The sequence below is a fragment of the Amycolatopsis sp. AA4 genome, from assembly GCF_002796545.1.
Taxonomy (GTDB): Bacteria; Actinomycetota; Actinomycetes; order Mycobacteriales; family Pseudonocardiaceae; genus Amycolatopsis.
In genome coordinates, this window is the sequence record NZ_CP024894.1 from 4,280,717 (window position 1) to 4,303,754 (window position 23,038).

General features: G+C 70.2%; 20 protein-coding genes and 1 pseudogene. 17 read left to right on the top strand and 4 right to left on the bottom strand.

All coding sequences use genetic code 11. The features are described 5' to 3' along the window. Positions 1–39 precede the first annotated feature (39 nt). From gdhA to CU254_RS19920, 5 genes are all read left to right on the top strand, one after another. Positions 40–1,383, top strand: a complete 1,344-nt coding sequence (gdhA, locus tag CU254_RS19900; RefSeq protein WP_009078770.1) for an NADP-specific glutamate dehydrogenase — start codon at positions 40–42, stop codon at positions 1,381–1,383. Positions 1,384–1,560: 177 nt separating this feature from the next. Continuing rightward, positions 1,561–2,433, top strand: a complete 873-nt coding sequence (locus CU254_RS19905; RefSeq protein ID WP_199785940.1) for a DUF6597 domain-containing transcriptional factor — start codon at positions 1,561–1,563, stop codon at positions 2,431–2,433. A gap of 60 nt (positions 2,434–2,493) precedes the next feature. Next, the gene (locus CU254_RS19910) at positions 2,494–3,696 is read left to right on the top strand and encodes an FAD-binding oxidoreductase (protein WP_199785941.1); all 1,203 of its coding nucleotides are present in this window, start codon (positions 2,494–2,496) and stop codon (positions 3,694–3,696) included. Between the two features lie 19 nt (positions 3,697–3,715). Beyond that, positions 3,716–4,318 (top strand): dihydrofolate reductase family protein, encoded by a 603-nt coding sequence (locus CU254_RS19915; protein ID WP_009078773.1) that lies wholly within the window; start codon positions 3,716–3,718, stop codon positions 4,316–4,318. A gap of 11 nt (positions 4,319–4,329) precedes the next feature. Beyond that, positions 4,330–4,710, top strand: a complete 381-nt coding sequence (locus CU254_RS19920; RefSeq protein WP_009078774.1) for a PPOX class F420-dependent oxidoreductase — start codon at positions 4,330–4,332, stop codon at positions 4,708–4,710. Positions 4,711–4,728: 18 nt separating this feature from the next. Here the strand turns inward: CU254_RS19920 and CU254_RS19925 are convergent, their stop codons facing one another. After that, positions 4,729–5,652: a LysR family transcriptional regulator gene (locus CU254_RS19925; protein ID WP_037717552.1), complete on the bottom strand. Its 924-nt coding sequence runs from the start codon at positions 5,650–5,652 to the stop codon at positions 4,729–4,731. 83 nt (positions 5,653–5,735) lie between these two features. On the opposite strand from CU254_RS19925, the gene CU254_RS19930 reads away from it, so the two are divergent. The 3 genes from CU254_RS19930 to CU254_RS19940 are packed head-to-tail and all read left to right on the top strand — an operon-like array spanning position 5,736 to position 9,113. Then, on the top strand, positions 5,736–6,443 hold the full coding sequence (locus tag CU254_RS19930) for a succinate dehydrogenase cytochrome b subunit (RefSeq protein ID WP_009078776.1): 708 nt from the start codon (positions 5,736–5,738) through the stop codon (positions 6,441–6,443). Position 6,444: 1 nt separating this feature from the next. Next, positions 6,445–8,373, top strand: coding sequence for a fumarate reductase/succinate dehydrogenase flavoprotein subunit (locus tag CU254_RS19935; protein ID WP_009078777.1), 1,929 nt, complete (start codon positions 6,445–6,447; stop codon positions 8,371–8,373). Further along, positions 8,370–9,113 carry a succinate dehydrogenase/fumarate reductase iron-sulfur subunit gene (locus CU254_RS19940; RefSeq protein WP_009078778.1) on the top strand — a complete coding sequence of 248 codons (744 nt, stop codon included), beginning with the start codon at positions 8,370–8,372 and terminating at the stop codon, positions 9,111–9,113. Before CU254_RS19935 ends, CU254_RS19940 begins: the two co-directional genes overlap by 4 nt. A gap of 61 nt (positions 9,114–9,174) precedes the next feature. Here CU254_RS19940 and CU254_RS19945 read toward each other — a convergent pair whose 3' ends face one another. Next, positions 9,175–10,038 (bottom strand): DUF2382 domain-containing protein, encoded by an 864-nt coding sequence (locus CU254_RS19945; RefSeq protein WP_037714242.1) that lies wholly within the window; start codon positions 10,036–10,038, stop codon positions 9,175–9,177. Positions 10,039–10,492: 454 nt separating this feature from the next. Between CU254_RS19945 and erm the strand changes: the two genes are divergently transcribed. Together erm and CU254_RS19955 are read left to right on the top strand one after the other, a co-directional pair. After that, positions 10,493–11,254: a 23S ribosomal RNA methyltransferase Erm gene (gene erm, locus CU254_RS19950; protein ID WP_037714244.1), complete on the top strand. Its 762-nt coding sequence runs from the start codon at positions 10,493–10,495 to the stop codon at positions 11,252–11,254. 102 nt (positions 11,255–11,356) lie between these two features. Beyond that, on the top strand, positions 11,357–12,817 hold the full coding sequence (locus tag CU254_RS19955) for an aldehyde dehydrogenase family protein (RefSeq protein WP_009078781.1): 1,461 nt from the start codon (positions 11,357–11,359) through the stop codon (positions 12,815–12,817). On the opposite strand, the gene CU254_RS19960 is transcribed toward CU254_RS19955, so the two are convergent. Next, a complete protein-coding gene (locus CU254_RS19960) occupies positions 12,808–13,416 on the bottom strand; it encodes a TetR/AcrR family transcriptional regulator (RefSeq protein WP_037714248.1) in 609 nt (202 codons plus the stop codon). The two genes, CU254_RS19955 and CU254_RS19960, sit on opposite strands and share 10 nt — an antisense overlap. A gap of 126 nt (positions 13,417–13,542) precedes the next feature. Here CU254_RS19960 and CU254_RS19965 point away from each other — a divergent pair. Both CU254_RS19965 and CU254_RS19970 read left to right on the top strand, forming a co-directional pair. After that, positions 13,543–15,450: pseudogene (locus tag CU254_RS19965) on the top strand (primary-amine oxidase); the annotation flags it as partial. A gap of 14 nt (positions 15,451–15,464) precedes the next feature. After that, positions 15,465–16,376: a LysR substrate-binding domain-containing protein gene (locus tag CU254_RS19970; RefSeq protein WP_009078784.1), complete on the top strand. Its 912-nt coding sequence runs from the start codon at positions 15,465–15,467 to the stop codon at positions 16,374–16,376. 34 nt (positions 16,377–16,410) lie between these two features. Here CU254_RS19970 and CU254_RS19975 read toward each other — a convergent pair whose 3' ends face one another. Beyond that, complete coding sequence (locus tag CU254_RS19975) at positions 16,411–17,652, bottom strand: NAD(P)/FAD-dependent oxidoreductase (protein WP_009078785.1); 1,242 nt, start codon at positions 17,650–17,652, stop codon at positions 16,411–16,413. Positions 17,653–17,877: 225 nt separating this feature from the next. Between CU254_RS19975 and CU254_RS19980 the strand changes: the two genes are divergently transcribed. From CU254_RS19980 to CU254_RS20000, 5 genes are all read left to right on the top strand, one after another. Continuing rightward, complete coding sequence (locus tag CU254_RS19980) at positions 17,878–18,300, top strand: RidA family protein (RefSeq protein WP_009078786.1); 423 nt, start codon at positions 17,878–17,880, stop codon at positions 18,298–18,300. Then, positions 18,297–18,974 (top strand): DUF1028 domain-containing protein, encoded by a 678-nt coding sequence (locus CU254_RS19985; protein WP_009078788.1) that lies wholly within the window; start codon positions 18,297–18,299, stop codon positions 18,972–18,974. The genes CU254_RS19980 and CU254_RS19985 overlap by 4 nt, the downstream gene beginning before the upstream one ends. Continuing rightward, complete coding sequence (locus CU254_RS19990) at positions 18,974–20,098, top strand: M20 family metallopeptidase (protein ID WP_037714250.1); 1,125 nt, start codon at positions 18,974–18,976, stop codon at positions 20,096–20,098. The genes CU254_RS19985 and CU254_RS19990 overlap by 1 nt, the downstream gene beginning before the upstream one ends. A 25-nt stretch (positions 20,099–20,123) precedes the next feature. Further along, a complete protein-coding gene (locus CU254_RS19995) occupies positions 20,124–21,530 on the top strand; it encodes an aspartate ammonia-lyase (RefSeq protein WP_009078792.1) in 1,407 nt (468 codons plus the stop codon). A 154-nt stretch (positions 21,531–21,684) separates the two neighbouring features. Continuing rightward, the gene (locus tag CU254_RS20000; protein ID WP_009078793.1) at positions 21,685–23,028 is read left to right on the top strand and encodes an MFS transporter; all 1,344 of its coding nucleotides are present in this window, start codon (positions 21,685–21,687) and stop codon (positions 23,026–23,028) included. The last annotated feature ends 10 nt before the right edge of the window (positions 23,029–23,038 follow it).

Consider the following 23,038-nt stretch of genomic DNA (forward strand, 5'->3'; position numbering starts at 1 on the left):
GGGGTGCGAAATCCGGCACCTGGACGGCATCATCGGCGGATGCCACTCGACGGGACATCGCGCGCAGTGTACGAGGACATCGTCCGGAAGAACCCGGCCGAGCCGGAGTTCCACCAGGCCGTGTTCGAGGTGCTGGAAGCGATCCGGCCCGCGCTGCGGCGGGACCCGGGTCTGCGGGACGCGGCGATGCTGGAGCGGCTGTGCGAGCCGGAGCGGCAGGTGATGTTCCGGGTCGTCTGGACCGACGACGCGGGCGAGGTGCACGTCAACCGCGGTTTCCGGGTCGGGTTCAGCTCGGCGCTCGGGCCGTACAAGGGCGGGCTGCGGTTCCGCGGCGACGTCACGCTCGGCACGGTCAAGTTCCTCGCCTTCGAGCAGATCTTCAAGAACGCGCTCACCGGGCTCGGCATCGGCGCCGGCAAGGGCGGGTCCGACTTCGACCCGGCCGGCCGCAGCGACGGCGAGATCATGCGGTTCTGCCAGGCGTTCATGACCGAACTGGTCCGGCACATCGGGCCGGAGACCGACGTCCCGGCGGGCGACATCGGGGTCGGCGGGCGCGAGATCGGGTATCTGTTCGGCCAGTACAAACGGCTCACCAACCGCTACGACGCGGGCACGATCACCGGCAAGAACCCGCTGCTGGGCGGCATTCCGGCGCGTCCGGAGGCCACCGGGTACGGGACGGTGTACTTCCTCGAGGCGATGCTCGGCGCGCGCGACGACTCGTTCTCCGGCCGCACCGCGGTGGTCTCCGGCTCGGGCAACGTCGCCTACCACGCGATCGCGAAGCTGCGGGAACTCGGCGCGAAGCCGGTCGTGTGCTCGGATTCCGGCGGGTACGTGCACGATCCGCGCGGGATCGACCTGGAGTTGCTGCACGAGTTGAAGGTCGCGCGGCGCGGGCGGCTTTCCGAGTACGTCGACCATGTGCCAACGGCCAAGTACGTCACCGACGGCTCGCCGTGGGACGTGCCGTGCGACCTCGCGCTCCCGTGCGCGACGCAGAACGAGCTGGACGAGCAGTCGGCGTTGCGGCTGGTGAAGAACAACGTGCGGGCGGTCGCCGAGGGCGCGAACATGCCGTGCACACCGGGGTCGCTGCAGATCTTCCGCGAGGCCGGGGTCGCGGTCGGACCGGGCAAGGCCGCGAACGCGGGCGGGGTCGCGGTGTCCGCGCTGGAGATGCAGCAGAACGCGGCGCGAGAGCGTTGGACGTTCGAGCGCACGGACCGGACGCTGCGCGACATCATGACCGACATCCACCGGACGTGCCTCGAAACGGCCGACGAGCACGGGGTGGCCGGGGATTACGTGAGCGGGGCGAACATCGCGGGGTTCCGGAAGGTGGTCGCCGCGATGGATGTGTGCGGGTACATCTGAGCCGGTTCGGCGAGCCGATGCGCGGTGAGCGGGGTTCCAGACAGCGAGAATCCTCGGCACGAAGCTCGCGGGCTACCGGAGAAGGTCACTCGGTCCGGGGCCTTGCGGCCTGGCACAGGCGGCCGAGGGCCACTGCGGTGAAATCCCCCGCACCTGGACCGCGAAAGCCTCAGCGTGGTGCTTGACGTGCGGGCGGCGGACCGCTTCGGTACGGGGATGACCGCGTATGTGGAGCGTCCGCCGGCGCCGGGGCTGGCGGGAGTCGTGCGCACGGTGTGGATCCAGCGCACCGGCGACGCGCCGTACGTGCAGCGGCATCTGCCGACCGGCGGGGTCGAGATCCATTTCCCGGTCGGCGGGCGTCCGCGCCTGCTCGGGCCGTTGACCGGGCCGCGGATCGAGGTCATTCCGGCGCATACGACGGTCGTCGGGGTGCGGTTCCGGCCGGGGGCCGCGCCTCCCCTGCCCGCCGGGCTCGACGAGTTGGCGGATCAGCATGTCGGGCTGAGCGAACTGTGGGGACGGACCGTCGAGCGGCTCGTGGAGGACGTGGCGCTCGCCGCGACGCCCGAGCTGGGGCTGGCCGCGGTGCAGGCGCACCTCGTGCGGGAGTTTCGCCTCACCGGCGGGGTGGACCCGTTGGTCGGCGAGGCGGTGCAGGTGCTGATGCCGTGGGACCCGGTCGGCGTGGACGCGGTCGCGGCGCATCTCGCGCTCTCGGCCAGCCAGCTGCGGCGGCGATGCTTGCAGGCGGTGGGGATGAGTCCGAAGGTGCTGCAGCGGACGTTGCGCTTTCAGGGGTTTCTCGCGCTCGCTCAGTCCGGGGCGAGCGCGACCGGGCGGCGGGGCGCGGACGGGACGGCTGGCCTGGCCGTCGACGCCGGTTATGCCGACCAGGCCCACCTGAGCCGGGAATGTCTTCGGCTGACCGGGGTCACGCCCAGGCAGCTGCTCGGGGGCGACCTCGACCGGTGCGCGTGCGGGCATGATCATTCGGCTTCGTACGCGCCGTTCCTCGCTACCCGGAGGCGGTCGCCGATCCGGAGTTGAGCGCGGCCCGTGCGCGTTTTGTTCAAGAAAAGCGCGCTGAGGCTTCGTAGCGTCGTCTCCGTGATCGACCTTGACGTCCTCTCCCCCGGTTCACCGGGCGAGACGGTCGTGCGGTGTCATTCGGTCTCGGAGGTCGTTCAGGTCATGGCCTACGCGGCCTCGACCGGTGCGCGCACCGTGCCGCGCGGGGGCGGGCATTGTTTCGTGGACCGGTGCCGGAGCAACGGGATCGTGGTGGATCTGTCGGGAATGGACCGGATCGCGGTCGACGACAGCGGAGTGGCGACGATCGGTGCTGGTGCGCGGCTGGGAGCGGTGTACGCGGCGTTGCACGAATCCGGACGGACGATCCCGGCGGGCTGCGGCGACACGGTCGGCATCGCGGGGCTGACGCTCGGCGGCGGGATCGGGCTGCTCGGTCGCCAGTACGGGCTGACCTGCGACCGGCTCGTCGGCGCGCAGGTCGTGCTCGCCGACCGGACCGTCGTGGAGTGCGACGAGCGCCGGGAATCCGACCTGTTCTGGGCCCTGCGCGGCGCGGGCGGCGGGCAGTTCGGGATCGTCACGGAATTGCGGTTCGCCACGGTGCCGGAGCCGCCGGTCTGCCGGATCGAAGGGAACTGGGCGGACGGAAACCTCGTCCAGGCCTGGCAGGACTGGGCACCCGACGCTCCGGACGGCTTCACGGCCAACCTCATCGTCCAAGAGGGACGCACGACGCTTTTCGGCGCTTCCACCTTGCCGCCGGCGGAGACCCGGGGCCTGCTCCGGGAGTTCACCGCGCGGGCCGGTGTGCTGTATGCAATCGACATCCGACTGGATGTTCCCTACAGCCTGGTGAAGCCGACATTCAGCACACTGGATCCGGCCGGCGAACCGCGCCGCGTCCGGTCGGAGTTCTTCGCTCGCCCGATGACCGACCGGACGACCGGCGAACTTCTCCGGGGGCTGACCGGGAATCGGCGCCTGGCGTTCACCGCGATGGGCGGGGCGTACAACCGGGTCGCCGAGGAGGCGACCGCCTTCGCCCATCGGGGCGAGCGGTTCCTGCTGGAGGAGGTCGGCGACCTCGGCGATCCGTGGGTGGACGACGCGTGGACCACCGCACACGCGGAGGGGTCCGGCCGGGTTTATCCCAACTTCCCCGATCTCGCCCTCGAAAACCCGCACCGGGCGTATCACGCGGGCAACCTCCCCAGGCTGGCCGCGGTCAAGAAAAGCTGCGACCCGCACCGGGTTTTCGACTTTCCCCAGGCTCTGTGAGCGACTACTAAGGAGCGTCATGACCAAAGTGTTCAGTGCCCTCGCCGTTTCGGTCGACGGCTACATCAGCGGCCGCCTCCCCGAAGGGGCCGACGAGGTCGGCAGCGGGCTCGGCGACGCCGGGGCGCTATTCGACTGGTACTTCACCGGCGACACGCCCAGCAAGGTCTTCGACGGGTTCAAGCTTTCCGAGCCCAGCGCGCGGGTTTTCGACTCGCTCGCCGCCCGCGTCGGGGCGACCGTCGTCGGGCACACGACGTACGACCACTCAAGCCACTTCGGCGGTAGTGGTCCGCATCCGACGGCGCCGTTGTTCGTCGTCAGCCACCAGCCGGTGCCGGAGCTGAGCGACGCGCAGACCCAGGCCACCAGCGTCGAAGAGGCCATCGAAGGCGCGCGGGCGGCGGCGGGCGACAAGGACGTCGCGCTCATGGGCGGCGTTCTGGTCACCGAGGCGATCAAGGCCGGGCTCGTCGACGAACTCGTGCTGCATCAGGTGCCCATCCTGCTGGGCGGCGGCCGGAGCTTCTTCGGCGAGCTGCCGGAACACGTGCGGCTGCGGCTGGTCGAAGCAGTCCCGGCGCCCGGCGTCACCCACCTTCACTACGAAATCCTCCGCTGAAAGGAATCCCGATGCTGAACCCCGAAATCCGCCGCGTCCTCGACGGCACCCCGATCGCCCACCTCGCGACCGTGCTCCCGGACGGATCGCCGCACGTCGTCCCGGTGTGGATCGGCACGCGCGGCGACCGGATCGTCTTCCTGACCGGCCCGGACAGCCGCAAGGCCCGCAACCTCCGCCGCGACCCCCGCGTCGCGCTTTCCCTTACGCCGCCGGACAATCCGTTCGAACCGATCATCGTCCGCGGCCGGGTGGCGGAGTGGATCGAGGGCGACCCGGCATGGGAGATCGTCGACGAAGTGGCCAAGAAGTACATCGGACAGCCGTACCCGCGCGAGCAGGTCCGCGTCGTCGGCCTGATCGAGCCCGAACGGCAGTCGGTGGGGATGTAGCCGAGAAGCGGGGCCCGCTCACCGGCTCACCAGCGGACGCGTACCGGGCGGCAGCTGAGCCACCCCGCCGCCCAGATACCGCACCACCGCGTCCTGCAGGGCCCGCACGGCGCGCGGCTGCTCGACGTCCCGCCGGTACGCCAGCCGCACCACGCGGCTCAGGCCGGGCTCGGTGAACTGCGTGCGGCGGAACCGGTCCCCGACCACGGTGCTCGGCACGACCGCCAGGCCCAGCCCGGCCTGGACCAGCTCCAGCACCGCGTCCATCTCGCCGCCTTCGATCGCGAAGAGCGGGTCGAAGCCCTCGGCGCGGCAGGCGGCCACGGTCGCCTCGCGCAGGTCGTAGCCCTGCCGGAACATCACCAGCGGCCGGTCCCGGAGCGCGGCGATCGGCATCCGGCCGCGCACCGGGGCGGGCGCGTTCTTCGGCGAGATCACCACCAGGTCCTCGACGAACAGCGCGCGGCTCTCCAGCCGGGAATCGTCGTGGACGCGGCTGTCCACGATCATCGCCAGGTCCAGGCCGCCTTCCGACAGCGCGGTCTGCAGGTCGCGCGACCCGCTTTCGTGCAGCACCAGCTCGATCCCCGGGTAGTCCCGGCGGAACGCGGCGAGCATCGCGGGCAGCAGGCCGGTGCACAGGCTCGGGGTCGCGCCCAGCCGCACGCGGCCGCGGCCCAGTTCGTCCAGTTCGCGGATCGCCCGGTACGCGGTCTCCGTCTCGGCGAGGATGCGGCGCGCGATCGGCAGCAGCGTCTCCCCCGCCTCGGTGAGCGTGACGTTCCCGCGGATCCGGTGGAACAGCCCCGCGCCGACATCCCGTTCCAGCGCACGGATCTGCTGCGACAGTGAGGGCTGCGCCACTCGCATCTGTTCCGCGGCACGCGTGAAATGCCGCGTCTCGGCCACTGCCAGGAAATACGCCAGCTGCTGGAACTGCATGACCCCCATCATAGGCGCTGGCTATGCTTTCGAGAGAAAGCATGTGTTTGCCCTCTCGTCAGCGCGGACTTACCGTCGGTTTCGTGGCACTCGCACCCGCTCCGCCCCGCCGTCGCCCGGCGCTCGTGACGTTCTGGCGTTCGACCATCGGCAAGAAGGCCGTCATGGCCGTCACCGGGCTGATCTTCGTCGCGTTCCTGTTCGTGCACATGGCCGGGAACCTCAAGGTTTTCCTGGGACCGCAGCACTTCGACGACTACGCGGCCTGGCTGCGCACGATCGGCGAACCGGTGCTGCAGAACGCCTGGTACCTCTCGATCCAGCGCGCCGTGCTGCTGATCGCCTTGGTGCTGCACGTGGTCGCGGCCGGGCAACTGTCCAAACGGGACCGCCAGGCGCGCCCGGTGAAGTACGCGCACGGCCAGCGGCGCAAGGCCAGTTTCGCGACGCATACCATGCGCTGGGGCGGCGCGACGCTCGCGCTCTACATCGTGTGGCACATTCTGGACCTCACGGTCGGCGTGGCCAACCAGGACTTCCGCGACGGCCAGCCGTACCACAACATCGTCGCGGACTTCCAGGTCTGGTGGGTCAACCTGATCTACATCGTCGCGCTGCTGATGCTCGGCCTGCACATCAACCACGGCTTCTGGAGCGCGGCGCAGACCCTCGGCATCACCAGCAAAACCCGCGACCGGGCGTTGAAAACCGCGGGCTCCGTGCTCGCCGTCGTGATCACCGGCGGCTTCCTGATCGTGCCGATCGCCGTGATGGCGGGATGGGTGGCCTGACATGAACGACTACACGCTCGGCGAGCCGATCGCCGACACGCGAGCGCCGGCCGGTCCGATCGAGGACCGCTGGGACAGCCGCCGCTTCGGCGCGAAACTGGTCAACCCGGCCAACCGGCGGCGGCACCGGATCATCGTGGTCGGCACCGGCCTCGCGGGCGCGTCCGCCGGGGCGACGCTCGCCGAACAGGGCTACCACGTGGTCCAGTTCTGCTTCCAGGACTCGCCGCGGCGCGCGCATTCGGTCGCCGCGCAGGGCGGCATCAACGCGGCGAAGAACTACCGCAACGACGGCGATTCGGTCTACCGGCTCTTCTACGACACGGTGAAGGGCGGCGACTTCCGGTCCCGGGAGTCCAATGTGTACCGGCTGGCGCAGGTGTCCACGCAGATCATCGACCAGGCGGTGGCACAGGGCGTGCCGTTCGCCCGGGAGTACGGCGGGCTGCTCGACACCCGTTCGTTCGGCGGCGTCCAAGTCCAGCGCACGTTCTACGCCCGCGGCCAGACCGGGCAGCAGCTGCTGCTCGGCGCGTACCAGGCGCTCGCGCGGCAGATCGACGCCGGCGGCGTGGAGATGCACCCGCGGACGGAGATGCTGGACCTGATCGTCTCCGACGGCAAGGCGCGCGGGATCGTCGCGCGCGACCTGGTCACCGGCGAGGTGACCACGCATCTCGCGGACGCCGTCGTGCTCGCGACCGGCGGCTACGGCAACGTCTTTTACTTGTCCACCAACGCGAAGGGCTCCAACGCGACCGCGATCTGGCGGGCGCACAAACGCGGCGCGTACTTCGCGAACCCGTGCTTCACGCAGATCCACCCGACCTGCATCCCGCGCTCGGGCGAGCACCAGTCGAAGCTGACGCTGATGAGCGAATCGCTGCGCAACGACGGCCGGATATGGGTGCCGAAGCAGCCGCGCGACCCGCGTCCGCCGCAAGCGATCCCGGAGTCCGAACGGGACTACTACCTCGAGCGGATGTACCCGAGCTTCGGCAACCTGGTGCCGCGCGACATCGCTTCGCGGGCGGCCAAGAACGTCTGCGACGCCGGGCTCGGGGTCGGTCCGGGCGGGCTCGGCGTGTACCTCGACTTCGCGGACGCGATCGAGCGGATGGGCCGCCCGGCGGTGGAAGCCAAGTACGGCAACCTGTTCGACATGTACGAGCGGATCACCGCGGAGAACCCGTACGAGGTCCCGATGCGGATCTACCCGGCGATCCACTACACGATGGGCGGTCTGTGGGTCGACTACGACCTGCAGAGCACGGTGCCCGGCCTGTTCGTGATCGGCGAAGCCAACTTCTCCGACCACGGCGCGAACCGGCTCGGCGCGTCCGCGCTGATGCAGGGCCTCGCCGACGGCTACTTCGTGCTCCCGGCCACGCTCAACGACTACATCGCCCGCGGCAGCTTCCCCGCGCTCGACCCGGCCGATCCGGCGGTCGCGGAAGCCGAAACCGCGGTACGGGACCGGCTGGAACGGCTGCTGTCCGTGCGCGGCACGCGCAGCGTCGACTCGTTCCACCGCGAACTGGGCCACCTGATGTGGGACCACTGCGGAATGTCGCGATCCGCCGAAGGCCTGCGGAAAGCGCTCGACCGCGTTCCGGAGCTGAGGGCCGAATTCTGGCGCGTCGTCCGCGTTCCCGGCACCGGCGCCGAACTGAACCAGGAACTGGAGAAAGCCGGTCGCGTCGCCGATTTCCTCGAACTCGCCGAACTGCTGCTGCTCGACGCACTCGTGCGCGAGGAATCGTGCGGCGGCCATTTCCGGGAGGAACACCAAACCGAAGACGGCGAAGCGCAGCGCGACGACGAGCGGTTCTCCTTCGTTTCGGCCTGGGAGTACGGCGAAACGCCGGTGCTGCACCCGGAACTCCTGAACTTCGAGCACGTCCACCCCACCCAGCGGAGCTACACGTGAAACTCACCCTGCGGGTCTGGCGCCAGTCCGGCCCGGACGACGACGGCCGGCTCGTCGACTACCCGGTCGACGACGCCAGCCCGGACATGTCCTTCCTGGAACTGCTCGACGTCCTCAACCAGCACCTCATCGAGGACGGCGCCGAGCCGATCGCGTTCGACCACGACTGCCGCGAGGGCATCTGCGGCTCCTGCGGCGTGGTGATCAACGGACGGGCGCACGGCCCGGAGCGCACCACGACCTGCCAGCTGCACCTGCGGTCCTTCCGCGACGGCGACGTGCTGGACGTCGAACCGTGGCGCGCCAAGGGTTTCCCGGTGCTCAAGGACCTGGTGGTCGACCGGTCGGCGTTCGACCGGATCATCGAGGCGGGCGGCTACGTCACCGCCCCGACCGGCAGCGCTCCCGAGGCGCACGCGACGCCGGTGCCCAAGCCGGACGCGGACCTCGCCTTCGACAACGCGACCTGCATCGGCTGCGGCGCGTGCGTGGCGGCCTGCCCGAACGGGTCGGCGATGCTGTTCACCTCGGCCAAGGTGGCGCACCTGAACTCCCTGCCGCAAGGCCAGCCCGAACGCGCCCAGCGCGTGCTCGACATGGTGGAGACCATGGACGCGGCGGACTTCGGCGGCTGCACGAACACCGGCGAATGCGTCGCTTCGTGCCCCAAGGGGATTCCGCTCGCCAGCATCGCGAACCTCAACCGCGAGTTCATGAAGGCCAGCCGCTCGCGGCGGTAGCCGCGCGCGCTGTCTCCCGCCCGGAACCGGTCCGGCGGGAGACAGCAGGCGCGCGGGCGGGTCAGGACTTCTTGCCCCGCCTGGTGTCGTCGTCGATGTCGATCTGCTCCTTGCGGACCTTGCCCTGGACGGTCTGCTCCTCGGTCACCTGCTCGGTGCCGAGACGCACCCGCTCCACCGGCACGGTCTCCTTCTGCACCACGGGCTTCTCGGCGTGCAGCACGACGTCCTGTTCCGCCTCGCCGATCTCGGCCCTGCCGGCCGCCTTGGCGTCGGTGATCGGCTCGCGCTCGACGCGCACCTCCTCGTGCGTGACGGGGACGGTCACCTGCTGGTCCTCGGTCACCACGTACTTGCGCAGCCGGACGTGGCCGGTTTCGACCTGTTCGGTGCCGACCCGCAGGCGCTCCTCGGAACGCACCACGTCGCCCGTGCCGGACGCGTCGTGGCGTCCGCCCTTCGCCGCGGCTGTCTCCTGGCCGGCCGGACGGCCCCGGCCTTCGGTGCCGCCCATCGCGGCCTCGCGGCCCCGGCCCGCGGCTCCGCCGGCCATGCCGCCCGCTGCCGCGTCACGCCCGCGGTTCTGGGTGGTCGGGCTGTCCCCGGACCGCGGAGTCGGCAGGCCGTAGTACTTGTACAGCTCGACGCTCTCCTTCTCGGAAAGGTGGCCTTCGGCGTCGATCCGCGGCGCGTCGGACACCTGGTCCTTCGCGACCTGGACGTGCAGGCCGTCCTTCTCCAAGCCGGCACCGGAGAGCGGCACGAAGCTCTCCTTCTGGCCGAACAGGCCGGTTTTCACCGTCACCCACTCCGGCCTCCTCGTGTCGTCGGCCAGATAAACCGTGCCCACCTTGCCGATCTTGCTGCCGGAATTGTCCATCACGGTGCTGTCGACGAGATCCTGCGGCTGGATTGCGCGTACCATGGATCCACTCCATTTCCCCGAATCGGAATTTGCGCTTCCGTCCCCACTGTCCGGCCGGGCAAAGGGCAGAGCAAGCGCCGCACCCCTCAAGCGAGCGACCCCGTTTCGTGCCAGTTTGCGGGCCGGAAACAGCGGGTATCTCCGTCGTGAGCGGTCCGTTCGGAGACGCCCGGCGGAATGGGCGAAAATTGTTCGTCTGCCGGGTCAAGAAAGGCTGCGCGCGTATTCGTCAGGCACCGCGACGAGCCCCCGCCGAAAACCCGGATGCCTCCGTGCGGTCCGGTCGGCTAGGCTCGGGCCCATGGGTGCCACTTTCGCCGCGTACGCCTTGATTCGCCTGCGCAACGCCTGAGCGCCGGACGCACACCGCTCCGCCGCGCTCTCCCCCGTTGCCCGTCCGGGCTGCCTGTCCTGGCGCTCGGGTCGCTTCCTCATGCGCGGAGTACGCACCCTCATGTCTGCCCAGTCCTTCGGCGGACGGCACGAGCTCGGCCAGAACTTCCTGGCCGACCCCGCCGTCATCGCCGCTGTCTGCACCGCCGCCGCCCGCACGACCGGTCCCCTCGTGGAACTGGCCGCGGGCGACGGCGCGCTGACCGTCCCGCTCAGCCGCACCGGCCGTCCGCTCACCGCGGTCGAGCTCGATCCCCGCCGCGCCCGCCGCCTCGCGCAGCGGACCGGCGGCCACGTCCAGGTCGTCCGTGGCGACCTGCTCCGGCACCGGCTGCCCGACGTTCCGCACACCGTCGTCGGCAACCTGCCGTTCCACCTCACCACTGCGACCTTGCGCCGGTTGTTCCGGCAGCCGCACTGGGAACTGGCGGTGCTGCTGGTGCAATGGGAGGTCGCGCGACGCCGCGCCGGGATCGGCGGCGCCTCGCAGATGACCGCCGCCTGGTGGCCGTGGTTCGAGTTCGCCGTCCCCGCGCGGGTCCCGGCGCACGCGTTCCGGCCCCGCCCGGCCGTGGACGGCGGGATCCTCGTGATCTCCCGCCGCCCGGTGCCGCTCGTCGAAGACCGGGCGGAGTACCAGGAGTTCGTCCGCGAGGTGTTCACCGGCCGCGGCCGCGGGCTGGGCGGGATCCTTCCCCGAACCGGCCGTCTCAGCACCCGTGCGGCGCGGACGTGGCTTGCCCGGCAAAGACTGTCGCCGCAAGCACTTCCCCGCGAGCTGACCGCCGAGCAGTGGGCGTCGCTGTGGGAGCTGGTGCGGTGACCCTGCATCGGTTCGCCCTATGCAAGGCAGCGAAAAGCTCTGCTTTCCCGCGACCCGCGCGCTGGCGATAGTGAACGGAAGCGACGAAAGGCGGTTCCGAGGATGAACCACGGCGACTGGGTGCACGAGGCCGCGCAAGTGCGGCCCCGCACCGCGGCCTTTGTGGACGGTGACTGGCTCGAAGCCAAGTCCGGCAAGACTTTCGCCGACGTCAACCCGGCCACCGGGCACCCAGTCGCGCATGTGGCCGAATGCGGCCCGGACGAGATCGACGCCGCGGTCGCCGCCGCCCGACAGGCGTTCGAGGACGGCCGTTGGTCCCGGCTCGCCGCGGCAGAGCGCAAGAAACGCCTGCTGAACCTGGCCGATCTCATCAGCGCGCACGGACGGGAACTGGCGCTCTGCGACACCCTCGACGTCGGCCGGCCGATCTCCGACACGTTCGGCCAGGACGTGCCCGCGACAGCCGAATGTTTCGCCTGGTACGCCGAAGCGCTCGACAAACGCTACGACGAGGTCGCGCCCACCCCTCCGGGCAATTTCGCCGCGATCCGGCGAGTGCCGCTCGGGGTGGTGGGCGCGGTCGTGCCGTGGAACTTCCCGCTCGACGTCGCCGCATGGAAACTCGCCCCGGCACTTGCGGCGGGCAACAGCGTGGTCCTCAAACCCGCCGAACAGTCGCCGTTGTCCGCGCTGCGGCTGGCTGAGCTGGCGGCGGAGGCGGGGATCCCGGACGGGGTGCTCAACGTCGTGCCGGGCTTCGGCGAGACCGCGGGACAGGCGCTGGGACGGCATCCGGACGTCGACGTCCTCGCCTTCACCGGGTCGACGCCGGTGGGCGGGCTGTTCCTGCGCTACGCCGGGGAGTCGAACCTCAAGCAGGTCTGGCTCGAATGCGGCGGCAAGAGCCCGGTCGCGGTGTTCGCCGACGCGGACCTCGACGCCGCGGCGGACCTGGTCGCGTTCGGGTTCTGCGCGAACTCCGGCCAGGTCTGTTCGGCGACCACCCGCCTGCTGGTCCAGGCTCCGGTGGCGGACGAGTTCCTCGCCCGGCTTCGGGACAAGGTCGCCGCGTGGGTGCCCGGGGATCCGCTGGACCCGGCGACGAAACTGGGTCCGATGATCGACGAGGACGCGGCGGCGCGGGTGCTCGCTGCCGTCGAGGCCAGCAGCGGAACCGTCGTCGCGGGCGGCACCAGGCGCGGCGCGTTCCTGGACCCGACCGTCGTGACCGGCCTGGCCGCCGACGACCCGCTGGTCGCCGAGGAGCTGTTCGGGCCGGTGCTCGCGACGCAGGTCTTCGAGACCGAGGCCGAGGCGATCCGGCTGGCGAACGACACCCCGTACGGCCTCGCCGCGTCGATCTGGACCCGCGATCTCGCCCGCGCCCATCGCGTCTCGGACGGAATCCACGCCGGGACGGTCTCGGTGAACACAGTGGACGCGCTCAGCACCGCGACCCCGTTCGGCGGCTTCAAGCAGTCCGGCTTCGGCCGCGACCTGTCCCTGCATTCGTTCGACAAGTACACCGGCCTCAAGACCGTCTGGACGGCCTACGCCTGACCGAGATCGCGTCCAGTCTCCGCGGCCAGGTACCCGAGCAGCAGTTCGCGCGTCCTGGCCGCGGACAGGCTGGTGTTGTGCCCGGCGAGATGCAGGCCGTACGCGTCTTCCAGCGCCACCGCGTTCGCCGCGATGTCCGCCGCGGGCGACCGCAGCTGGAACTCCCCGGTGTCCTGGCCGTGCGCGAGCGCGGCAGAGTAGAGCGACACCTCGCGGTCCCACAACGCCGTCATCAGCACCGCGTGCGCCGGATTGCGCGCCGCGTGGACGTGCATTTCGTACAGCACCCGGCTCAGCGCATCGCCTTCCGCGGCCGGGAGCCCCGCGTCGACCAGCCGCACGAGCCGCCGGACCGGGTCGTCCTCCGCTTCCGCCGCCCGCGCTCGCGCCCAGTAGAACCGGTCGACCGCGTCCCGATGCAGCTCGAACAGCAGGTCGTCCAGGTCCGGGTAGTAATAGCTGACCGAACCGGCCGACAGCCCGGCCTCCTCGGCGACGTCGCGCACGCGGAGACCGGCCAGCCCCCGCTTCCGGATCGCGCGGGCGGCCGCCGCCACCAGCTCGTCGCGCCGCTTCGCCTGGTCCTTGGGTCGTGCCACGTCCAGGATTATTGATGACGTGCATCGAAAAACCCAGTACCGGTTCCGGAGAACCGACCCCGTAAGGGCCTTGCCTCCGGCCCCGGCGGCGCGCATTCTTTGCGCTAGACCGCAAAGAATGAGGAGACGCGCATGGCCCACCCCCTCTCGCGCCTGACCGAAGACGAGGTCGCCCGCAACCGCGCGCTGCTGGCCGACGCCGGGATCGCGACCGAGAGCACCCGGTTCGCGCTCGTGTCGCTGCTCGAACCCGCGAAGGCCGCCGTGCTCGCCTGGCAGCCGGGCGACCCGGTGGACCGTCGCGTGCGCTCGCTGCTGCTCGACCGGCGGAGCGGCGCGGTGCGTGCGGTGGTCGTCTCGTTGACCAGCGGAGAGGTCGTGGCGGACCGGGCGGTGGACGTCGTGGCCGAAGGACAGCCGCCGATCCTGCACGAGGAGTTCGACCTGGTCGAGGACATCCTCTGGAAGGACGAGGCGTGGAACGCGGCGATGCGCCGACGCGGCGTCGACGAGCCGCGGTCGGTCCGGATCTCCGCGCTCAGCGCCGGATGTTTCGACATTCCCGGCGAGGCCGGGCTGCGGCTCGTGCGCTGTCTGGCCTTCCTGCAGCTCAACAAGGACGACAACCTGTGGGCGCACCCGATCGACGGCGTCGTGGCCTATGTCGATCTGATCGCCGGGCGCGTGCACGACCTCGTCGACGACGGTCCGGCCGACATCCCGCGCACCCCGTACGACTACCACCTCGACGGCCCGGTCCGCGACACGCAGAAGCCGATCGTCATCACCCAGCCCGAGGGGCCGAGCTTCACCGTCGAGGACGACGTCGTCACGTGGGAGAAGTGGCAGTTCCGGATCGGATTCAACGCGGTCGAAGGCCTGACCCTGCACCAAATCGGCTTCCAAGACGGCGAACGGCTGCGTCCGGTCGTCTACCGCGCCTCGGTCGCCGAGATGGTCGTGCCCTACGGCGATCCGAGCCCGGTCCGGTTCTGGCAGAACTACTTCGACGCGGGCGAGTACTCGCTCGGCAAGGAAGCCAACTCGCTGACGCTGGGCTGCGACTGCCTCGGCGAGATCCGCTATTTCGACGCCGTCCTGCACGACGACGACGGCCAGCCGCACACCATCGCGAACGCGATCTGCCTGCACGAGGAAGACGCCGGCGTGCTGTGGAAACACACTGACCACTACAACGGCAGTGTTTCCACCCGTCGGCAGCGCCGGCTGGTCATCTCGTTCTTCGTGACGGTCGGCAATTACGATTACGGCTTCTACTGGTACCTCTACCTCGACGGCACGATCGAACTCGAGTGCAAGGCCACCGGCATCGTCTTCACCTCCGCCTTCCCTGCCGGCACCGAGTACCCCTGGGCCACCGAAATCGCGCCCGGCATCGGCGCGCCGTTCCATCAGCACCTGTTCTCCGCGCGGCTGGACATGATGGTCGACGGCCTCGCCAACGCCGTCGACGAGATCGACGTGCAGCGCGTCCCGATCGGCCCGGACAACCCGTACGGCAATGCCTTCACCCGCAAGATCACCAGGCTGGCGAAGGAAGCCGAGGCCGCCCGGCTCGCCGACGGCAACCTCGGCCGAACCTGGCGGATCAGCAATCCCGAGTCCCGCAACGCCCTCGGCCAGCCGGTCGGCTACACACTGCATCCGGAGGGACTGCCGCCGCTGCTCGCCGACGACGCGTCCTCCATCGCCCGCCGCGCCGCCTTCACCCGCAAGCACCTGTGGGTCACCGCGTACGCGGAGGACGAACGCTTCCCGGCCGGCGAGTACGTCAACCAGAACAACGGGACAACCGGCATCGACACCTGGATCCAGGCCGACCGCGACCTCGACGGCGCCGACCTCGTCGTGTGGCACACCTTCGGCCTGACCCACTATCCGCGCACCGAGGACTGGCCGATCATGCCGGTCGACCACACCGGCTTCACGCTCAAGCCGAGCGGATTCTTCGACGCCAATCCCGCGCTGGACACGCCCGCGCCGAAACCGCAGCATCCCGATTGCTGCCACTGAGGCAGGATGTCCGCATGAGCGAGCCTTCCTTCACCCTCGTGCAGCTGCGCTACTTCGAGGCGGCCGCGCGGCACCTGAGCATGACGGCCGCGTCGAAGGAGCTGATGGTGTCGCAGTCGGCCGTTTCGACGGCGATCGCGCAGCTGGAGAAGGAAATGGGCGTGCAGTTCCTGCTGCGCCACCACGCCCGCGGGCTCAGCCTGACCACGGCAGGCGAGGAGTTCTACAAGCGCGTGCTGGACTTCCTGGCGCACGGCGCGGAGCTGGTCGAAACGGCCCGGCAATCCGGCACCGACCTGGTCGGCACGCTCACCGTCGGCTGTTTCACCACGCTCGCGCCGTTTCGCCTGCCGAGCCTGCTGGCCGAGTTCGAAGCCCGGCATCCGCGCGTTCACGTGTCCCTGCGCGAGGGAGAGCACAAGGCGCTCAAGAGTGCGTTGCGGGCCGGGGAAACCGAGCTGGCGATGCTGTACGGCTACGACCTCGACGACGACATCGACCGCGAGGTGGTCGGCACCGCCGCACCGTATGCCCTCGTGTCCGAGGACCACCGGCTCGCGCGGCGGAAAAGCCGCAAGGTGTCGCTGCAGGAGCTGGCCGAGGAGCCGATGGTGCTGCTCGATCTGCCGCACAGCCGGGAGTACCTGCAGTCGATCCTGAGCGACGCCGGGGTGGCGCCGCGGGTACGGCATCGGACGAGCGGGTACGAGACGGTGCGGGCCCTGGTGGCTTCCGGGCACGGGTTCGCGTTGCTCAACCAGCGACCGCCGGCGGACACCACTTACGCCGGCGCGAGCGTGGTGCCGCTGACGCTGACCGACGACGTGCCGTCGCTGGAGATCGTGCTCGCGACCATGCGCGGGGTGCGGCTTACCCGGCGGGCGCACGAATTCCGGGAGCTGTGCCGCGCGATGTACTCGCAATAGCGGCGCGGGCGAACCCGCGCCGCCCTCTCGCTGCTCAGTAGTTCTGGTACCCGCGCTGGATCGCGATGTGGTCCGCCACGAATTTCGCGTCGTGCCACACCCCCCAGATGAAGCTCGACCCGCGCCGCGCCAGCCACGGCAGGCCGATGAAGTACACGCCTGGCTCCACGGACACGCCGCGACGATGCCGGGGCCGCCCGTTTTCGTCGAACGCGTCGACCTGAAGCCAGCTGTAGTCGACGGCGAACCCGGTCGCCCAGACGATCGAGGTCACTCCGGCGGCGGCCAAATCCAGCTCCAGCACCGGATCGGTGACGCACGCCGGATCCGGGCCCAGCTCGCGGGCGGACGGTTCCTCGGGCAGGTCGAGCCCGTTGCGAGCCGCGTAGGCGTCGGCTTCGGCAAGCAGGGCAAGGTAATTCTCGTCGCCCGCCGCGATGTTCTTCGCCAGGTCGGTCGCGAAGGTGAGCTTGCCGTCGGCGTACGCGCCGGTCATGCCGACGAGCGTGATCCCGAGCCCGGCCAGCGCGCGGAAGTCCACCGTGTGCCCGCCGCGCGCGCCGCTCACCGCGATGGTCACGTGTTCCGCTCCGGCGGGCGGCGTTTCGGCGTCCCACTTGCCCAGAACGCCGAGCCACCAGCAGAAATCGCGATCGCGGTAGCTGCGCGGCGGACGGTCGTGCGGGCCGACGGACAGGTACACCTCGCGCCCGGAACGGCGGAGTTCCTCGGCGATCTGCACCCCCGACGAACCCGCGCCGACGACCAGCACCGCGCCTTCGGGCAGCTGCCGCGGGTTCCGGTAGCCGCTGGAGTGCAGCTGCACCGGACCGGCGTCGGCGGGCACGATCGGCGGGATCACCGGACGCTGGAACGGGCCCGTCGCCGCGATCACGAAGCGGGCGTCGACAGCGCCTTCCGAGGTTTCGACGCGGAATCCGGGCCGGCCCTCGTGCCGCCGGACCGACGTGACCTCGACCCCGGTGCGGATCGGCGCGGCGATTTTTTCCGCGTATGCCTCGAAATAATCCGCGACCTGGTCCTTCGACGCGAATTCGTGCGGCGCCACGTCCGGGAATTCCAAGCCGGGGAACCGGTCGTGCCACGCGGGGCCGTTCGCGACGAGCGAGTCCCACCGTTCCGAGCGCCAGCGTTCGGCGATCCGGTTCCGTTCCAGGACCAGGTGCGGCACGCCGCACTCGCTCAGGTGCTCGCTCATCGCCAGGCCGGCCTGTCCCCCGCCCACGACGAGGGCCTCCACCTGTTCGCTCGACATCCCAGACCTCCGCTCCGGCTCCGGCGCGGTTCGGCGCCGTCTCCCGGATCCTCACGGCCCGCCCTGCCCGTGTCCAACAGATGTTTCCGGCACTCAAGATCTGATTTGCCGATGCAGACTGCATTGATCCAACAGATGCATTGGTCCGGAAACATCTACTGGACAGAACCTCGGCGGCGCGGTCAGGCTGAGGCGTCCGACGACCGCCGCACGGAAGGCCCCGCAGTGACTGTCCACCGTCGCATCCGCCCGTTCAACACGCGGGACACCTACCCGGAGCAGAACCTCGACAACGACCTGTGCCAGGCCGTCGTCGCCAACGGCACGGTCTACGTCCGCGGCCAGATCGGGCAGGACCTCGACACGAGCGAATCGGTCGGGATCGGCGACGTCGCCGCGCAGGCCGAGCGGGCGATGGCGAACATCGAAATGCTGCTCGAAGAAGCGGGCAGCCGGATGGAACACCTGGTCAAGCTCACGATCTACCTGGTCGACCCGCGCTACCGCGAGGCCGTCTACCGCACCGTCGGGCGCTGGACCAAGGGCGTGCACCCGATCTCGACCGGCGTGGTCGTGTCCGCGCTCGCCCGGCCGGAATGGCTGTGCGAAATCGACGCCGTCGCGGTGATCCCGGAGGAGGAGAAGTGACCTTTTCGATCGTCGCCCGCGACACGTCCGGCGGCGCCGTCCGGTTCGGCATCGCGGCCAGTTCGTCCAGTCCGGCGGTCGTCGCCCGCGTCGCGCACCTGCGCCCCGGCCTCGGCGCGGCGGCCTCGCAGAACATCACCGACCCGCGGCTCGGCGGACGGCTGCTGGACCGGCTCGCCGAGCACCGGGACCCGGAGAAAGCACTGGCCGAGGTCACGTCGACAGCGGAGCACATCGAGTACCGGCAGCTGACCGTGCTCGGCACCAGCGGACCCGGTTTCGCTTACAGCGGCTCGAAAACTCTCGGCACCCACGGGTCGGCGACGGCGGACGGCGTGGTCGCGGCGGGCAACATGCTGGCCGGCGACCACATCCCGCAGTCCATGGTGGACGCTTTCGCCTCCGCGACAGGCGAGCTGGAACAGCGTCTCCTCGCGGCGATGCGGGCCGGGCTCGCGGCGGGCGGCGAGGAGGGCCCGGTGCGGTCCGCCGGGCTGGTCGTGGTGTCCGCGGCGGACTGGCCGGTCACGGATCTGCGCGTGGACTGGGCAGACGAGCCGATCGGACAGCTCGCCGAACTCCTCGACGTCTGGCTCCCCCAGCGCGACGACTACGTCACCCGAGGACTGAACCCCGCCGCCGCGCCGTCCTACGGCGTGCCGGGAGACGAGTGATGACGGCGAGCAAAGCAGCCGCCCGAGCCGCGGTCGAACGGCACGCCGACGAGTTGGTCGAGCTGTCCGAGCGGCTGCACGCCGACCCGGAAACCGCGTGGGAAGAGCATCGCGCGGCCGCTGCGGTGCCGGAACTGCTCGACCGGGCCGGGTTCGCGGTCACCGCGAAGTACCTCGGCTTGGACACCGCGTTCCACGCCAGCTTCGGCTCCGGGCCGAAACGGATCGCGCTGTGCGCCGAGTACGACGCGCTGCCCGGTCTCGGCCACGCCTGCGGCCACAACCTCATCGCGGCCAGTTCCATCGGCGCCGCGCTGGGGCTCGCCGAGGTTGCCGACGACCTCGGGATCACGGTCGAGGTCTACGGCACTCCGGCCGAGGAAGGCGGCGGCGGGAAGATCGAGCTGCTGGAACGCGGCGCGTTCACCGGCGTGGACCTCGCGATGATGGTGCATCCGGCACCGGTGGACGTCGCCGAAGCACGGCCGTTCGCGGTCAGCCACTCGAAAATCTCCTACACCGGCAAGTCCGCGCACGCCGCCGCTTACCCCGAGGCCGGGGTCAACGCGGCCGACGCGTTCACCGTCGCCCAGGTCGCGATCGGCCTTCTGCGGCAACAACTTCCGGCCTCGGCGCGCGTGCACGGCATCGTGACGCACGCCGGAGACGCACCGAACGCGATCCCCGAACACGCGTCCGGCCGGTGGTATGTACGGGCCGAGACGCTGGCGGAACTGTCCGAAGTGGAGCCCCGCGTGATGCGGGCGTTCGAGGCCGGTGCGCTGGCCACTGGCTGCGAGCTGACTGTCGAACCGGAAAGCAAGCCGTACGCCGAATTCCGCGCCGACGAAACGGCATTGGCCGCCTACCGGGCCAACGCCCTCGAACTCGGCCGCGAGTTCGCGTCGGACGGCACGGCGGCGCGGATGAACCGCGCGTCCACCGACATGGGCAACGTCTCGCAGGTCGTGCCCGCGATTCACCCGTACATCGGCATCGGCTCGCTGCCCGCGATCAACCACCAGCGCGAGTTCGCCGCGCACTGCGTCGGCGGCGCCGCGGAACGGGCCCTGCTCGACGGCGCGATCGCGCTGGCGTGGACCGGCGTCGACCGCACTTTCTGAACCTCCTGCACCGGGAAGGACACCGATGTCCCACACCCGCTCCGAACACGACCTGCTCGGCGAGATCGACGTGCCCGGCGACGCCTACTACGGCGCGCACACCGCGCGAGCGCTGGTCAACTTCCCTTTCACCGGCGAAACCCTCGCCGACCGGCCGTATCTCGTCGCCGCGCTGGCCACCGTCAAGGAGGCCGCCGCACGCGCCAACGCGGACGTCGGTGCACTCTCCCCGGAACGGGCCGCGGCGATCGGGCAGGCGTGCGCGGAGATCCGGGGCGGGCGGCTGCACGACCAGTTCGTCGTCGACCTCATCCAGGGCGGCGCCGGGACCTCGACGAACATGAACGCCAACGAGGTCATCGCCAACCGCGCCCTGGAACTGCTCGGCCGCGCCCGCGGCGACTACGCCGAACTGCATCCGCTCGACCACGTCAACCTCGGGCAGAGCACCAACGACGTCTACCCCACCGCGGTCAAACTCGCGCTCGACCGGCATCTCGCCGAACTGCTCGCCGCGCTCGCCGGACTGCGGGAAGCGTTCGCCGACAAGGCTCTCGAGTTCGCCGACGTCCTCAAGATGGGCCGGACCCAGCTGCAGGACGCCGTCCCGATGACGCTGGGCCAGGAGTTCGGCGCGTTCGCCGCGACGCTGGCCGAGGACGAGCAGCGGCTGGCCGAAGCCCGGTTGCTGCTGCACGAGCTGAACCTCGGCGGCACGGCGATCGGCACCGGGCTCAACGCGCGTCCGGGGTATCGGGAAAGAGCCGTTTCGCACCTGCGCGAGCTGACTGGGATCACGACGCTCGTCTCAGCGCCCGACCTGATCGAAGCGACCCAGGACGTCGGCGTCTTCGTGCAGCTGTCCGGCGTGCTGAAACGCGCGGCGGTCAAAATGTCCAAGATCTGCAACGATCTCCGGTTGCTCTCGTCCGGACCGCAGGCCGGGTTCGGCGAGATCGACCTGCCCGCCCGGCAGGCCGGGTCGTCGATCATGCCGGGCAAGGTCAACCCGGTCATCCCGGAGGCGGTCACCCAGATCGCCTTCGAGATCATCGGCCACGACGTCACGATCACGCTCGCCGCCGAGGGCGGGCAACTGCAGCTCAACGCCTTCGAGCCGATCATCGCGCGAGCGTTGACGGCGGGTCTCGACCACCTCACCGCCGGTGCCCGCGTGCTCGCCGAACAGTGCGTACGCGGCATCACCGCGCGCCGAGAACACCTGGCTGGCCTGGTCGCCACCTCGACTGGTCTGGTCACCGCGCTGAGCCCCGCGCTCGGGTACGAAACCGCGTGCACGCTCGCCCGGGAAGCGCACGAAACCGGCCGTCCCGCGCTGGACCTGGTACGGGAACGGCGGCTGCTGACCGACGACGAGGTGAGCGCGCTCATCACCCCCCAAGCGCTCACCGGCGGACTGTCGCGCACGTGAACGCTGCGTTTCGCCGCCGTCAGACCCTCGTGTCGGCACAGCTCAGCAGGTCTGCATAAATCGAACAGATGCATTGCTTTGCTTATTACTTCTTGTTAGATGCCGTGGGCCGCTCTTAGCGTCCTCCCGAAGAACCGGTCCAAGGAGGCCACTCATGACCGCACCCGACGCCTCTCCGGCGCCCGATCTCGCCGAGCAGAGCGCCGATCCCGCCACGTTGCGCCGCAGCGTCGCCGCCGGCGCCGTCGGCGTCTTCGTGCACTGGTTCGACTGGGCCGCCTACGCCTACCTCGCCGGCACCATCGCGTCGGTGTTCTTCCCGGCGGGCAACTCGACCGCGGGCCTGCTCGCGGTGTTCGGCGTCTTCGCGGTGTCGTTCGGGATCCGGCCGGTCGGCGCGCTGATCTTCGGGCCGCTGGGCGACAAGATCGGCCGCAAGCGCACGCTGTCGGTGGTCATCTTCGTGATGTCCGGGGCGACGCTCGTGATCGGGCTGCTGCCGGGCTACTCGACGATCGGCATCGCGGCCCCGATCCTTCTGGTGCTGCTGCGCCTGCTGCAGGGCCTCGCCGCGGGCGGCGAATTCGGCAGCGCGGCGAGCTTCCTCGCCGAGTACGCGCCGCGGCGGCGGCGCGGCTTCGGCGTCAGCTGGCTGGAAGTCGGCTCGCTGCTGGGCTTCCTCGCCGGTTCGTTCGTGTTCCTGCTGCTGTCGGTCGGCCTGACGGACGCGCAGCTGGCGTCGTGGGGCTGGCGGGTCCCGTTCCTGATCGCCGCGCCGCTGGGCGTCATCGGGTTCGTCATCCGCAGCAAGATCGAGGACACGCCCGAGTACCGCGCCCTCGAAGCGACCGACAACGTGCCCCGCAGCCCGGTCCGGGAACTGTTCCGCCACAACAAGAAGCAGCTGCTCCAGGCGGCCGGGCTGATGACCATGATGCACGTGCCGTTCTACGCCGTGCTCACCTACCTGGTCACCTACGAAACCGACTACCTCGGCCACTCCTCCGGCAGCGCGGCGGCACTGTCCACTGTGATCTCGCTCGTCGGACTCGTCCTCGTGCCCTTCTTCGGCCGTCTTTCCGACCGCGTCGGCCGGCGACCGGTCCTGATCGGCGCGGGCGTCGCGCTGTTCGTCCTCGCCATCCCCGCGTACCTGCTGATGCGCACCGGCCTCGTCGGCACCTGGATCGGCGGGCTCGCTCTCGGCGCGATCCTGGCGGCGATCCTCGGCACCTACGCGGTGTGGTCCGCGGAGATCTTCCCGACCCGTACCCGGCAAAGCGGGCTGTCCATCGCGTACAACATCACCGCCGCGCTGTTCGCCGGCACCGTGCCGTACCTGATGACCGTCCTGATTTCCGCGACCGGCAGCACGCTCGTGCCCGGCCCGTACCTGATGGCCGCGGCGGCGGTCGGCCTCGTCGCGGCGTTCTCGATGCGGGAGACCGCCGGAACCCCGTTGCTGCACAAGGAAGACCTGGAGAACCCCCAAGCCTGACCCTCGCCAA